The sequence below is a fragment of the Ideonella azotifigens genome (assembly GCF_006519715.1).
In the GTDB taxonomy this organism is placed as follows: Bacteria; Pseudomonadota; Gammaproteobacteria; order Burkholderiales; family Burkholderiaceae_C; genus Ideonella; species Ideonella azotifigens.
In genome coordinates, this window is sequence record NZ_VIDT01000789.1 from 1 (window position 1) to 2,299 (window position 2,299).

At 68.3% G+C, this 2,299-nt stretch carries 3 protein-coding genes; all 3 read left to right on the forward strand.

Annotation, left to right across the window (positions count from 1 at the left end):
• Positions 1–582 (forward strand): MFS transporter (locus tag FKP22_RS27665; protein ID WP_141291204.1); only part of this gene is annotated, 582 nt, incomplete at its 5' end.
• Positions 583–658: 76 nt separating this feature from the next.
• Positions 659–1,492, forward strand: a complete 834-nt coding sequence (locus FKP22_RS27670) for an acyl-CoA thioesterase (protein ID WP_141291206.1) — start codon at positions 659–661, stop codon at positions 1,490–1,492.
• Positions 1,493–1,571: 79 nt separating this feature from the next.
• Positions 1,572–2,234, forward strand: a complete 663-nt coding sequence (locus tag FKP22_RS27675; RefSeq protein ID WP_141291208.1) for a DUF6198 family protein — start codon at positions 1,572–1,574, stop codon at positions 2,232–2,234.
• Positions 2,235–2,299: the final 65 nt, after the last annotated feature.

Sequence of the window (2,299 nt, forward strand, 5' to 3'; positions counted from 1 at the left end):
TTCCTGCTGCTCTCCGGTGGCTTCATGGTCTGCGGCTTCCATGTGGCCTTCCTGGCCACCCACCTGCCAGGTGTTGTTGTGTCGTGCGGCTTGCCGGCCGCGGTCGGTGCCTGGTCGCTGGCGGTGATCGGCCTGTTCAACATCGTCGGCAGCTTCGGCATCGGCTGGGCCATCGGTTTCCAGGGCGGGCGCTGGCGCATGAAGTCACTGCTGTCGCTGATCTACCTGCTGCGCGGCGTGGCGGTGCTGGTCTTCGTGCTGTCGCCCAAGAGCAGCGCCGGCATGCTGGTCTTCGCCGCGGTGATGGGCGTGAGCTTCCTGTCCACCGTGCCGCCCACGGCCGGCCTGGTGGCCCGCTTCTTCGGCCCGGCCCACATGGGCACGTTGTTCGGCATGGTCATGCTGGCCCACCAGATCGGCGGCTTCCTGGGCGCCTACCTGGGCGGCAAGACCTTCGAGGCCACCGGCAACTACACCTGGATGTTCTACGCTGACGCGGTGCTGGCCTTTGGCGCGGCCCTGATGCACCTGCCGATCCGCGAGTCCTCGCGCGTGGTGGTGCCGGCGGCGCAGCCGGCTTGAGCGACGCGACGCCTTGGTGACAGGCCTTTCCCGGCCTGCAGCGGCACACTGCCACATGCCTGAATTTGCGACCGACATGACCGCACCTGAGCCATCGTTCGTGCATCCGTTCGACAGCGCGATCGCGCTGGCCCCTGCGGCGCACGCGGGTCACTTCAGTGGTGCCACCAGCCCGGCCTACGCCAACATGGTGGGCCCGTTTGGTGGCACGACGGCGGCCACCTTGCTGAACGCGGTGCTGCAGCACCCTGAGCGCCAGGGGGATCCGATTGCGTTGACCGTCAACTACGCCAGCGCCATCGAGGACGGTGGCTTCGGGCTGGTGGCCCGCGCGGCACGCACCAATCGGTCGACGCAGCATTGGTCGGTGGAGCTGCTGCAAGGCGGCACCGTGGCGGCCACCGCGACTGCGGTGCTGGCGCGGCGGCGTGAGACCTGGTCGGCACCGGACGTGCGGCCGCCCGCAAACCTGCCGTCACCCGACACGCTGACGCGGGCCGGCGGCGCCCGGCGCCCGCCCTGGTTCAAGCGCTATGACATGCGCTTTGTCACCGGCGGCCTGCCCGAGGCCATGGACGGCGAGGAACACGCCAGCTCGCACAGCAGCTTCTGGGTGCGCGACGAACCGGCCCGGCCGCTGGACTTCGCGTCGCTGGCGGCGATCTGCGACTGCTTTTTCCCACGTGTCTTCATGCGCCGCCGGCTGTTCGTGCCCATCGGCACCGTGACGCTGACGACGTATTTCCATGCAGACGCCGCGATGTTGGCCGCGCAGGGCGAACGCCCGGTGCTGGGCGTGGCCAAGGCACTGAACTTCCGCAACGGCTATTTTGACCAGACGGCCGAGGTCTGGAGCGACAGCGGCCAACTGCTCGCCAGCACGCACCAGATGGTTTACTACCGGGAGTGAGGCTGCGGTGACCGCGCCGGCCGGCTGGCGGGGTGGGGCAGCGCGGTGGCGCGGCATGCTTCCTGCTCACAATGCCCGCATGGCGACTGTAGACACCCCCGACATTCCAACCGCAAAACGCACGGCAGAGGCACTCGCGCCGCTGACGGACAAGCCGCACACCTTGTTCGAGGACACGCAGGCCATCTTCACCGGCACGCTGTTCGTCTCGCTGGCGCTGATCCTGTTTGCGCAGGTGGGCCTGATCACCGGTGGCACGGCAGGCGCGGCCTTCGTGCTCAGCCACTTGACGGGCTACAGCTTCGGCAAGTGGTTCTTCGTCGTGAACCTGCCGTTCTACGGCTTCTCGTGGAAGCGCATGGGGCCGGAGTTCACGCTGAAGACCTTCGTGGCGGTGACGGCGCTGTCGCTGATGACCGAATACTCGCCGCGGCTGTTTGCCATCGAGCGGCTGCACCCGGGCTACGCCGCGGTGCTGGGTGGTCTGCTGCTGGGTTCGGGCTGCCTGTTCCTGGCGCGCCACCGGGCCAGCCTGGGCGGCGCGACCATCGTCTCGCTGTACTTCCAGCAGGTCAAAGGCTGGCGCGCCGGCAAGGTGCAGATGGCCATCGACATCAGCGTGCTGCTGATCGCCGCGCTGATCCTGCCGCGCGACCGGGCCATCTACTCGGTGCTGGGCGCGGTGGTGATGAGCAGCTTCATCTACATCAACCACCGGCCGGGCCGTTACACGGGCAGCTGAAGACCTCGGGTCACTGGCCGGCCGCGGTGCGGTAAGGCGGTTTTGCCCGCGGCTCGGTTGCGCAG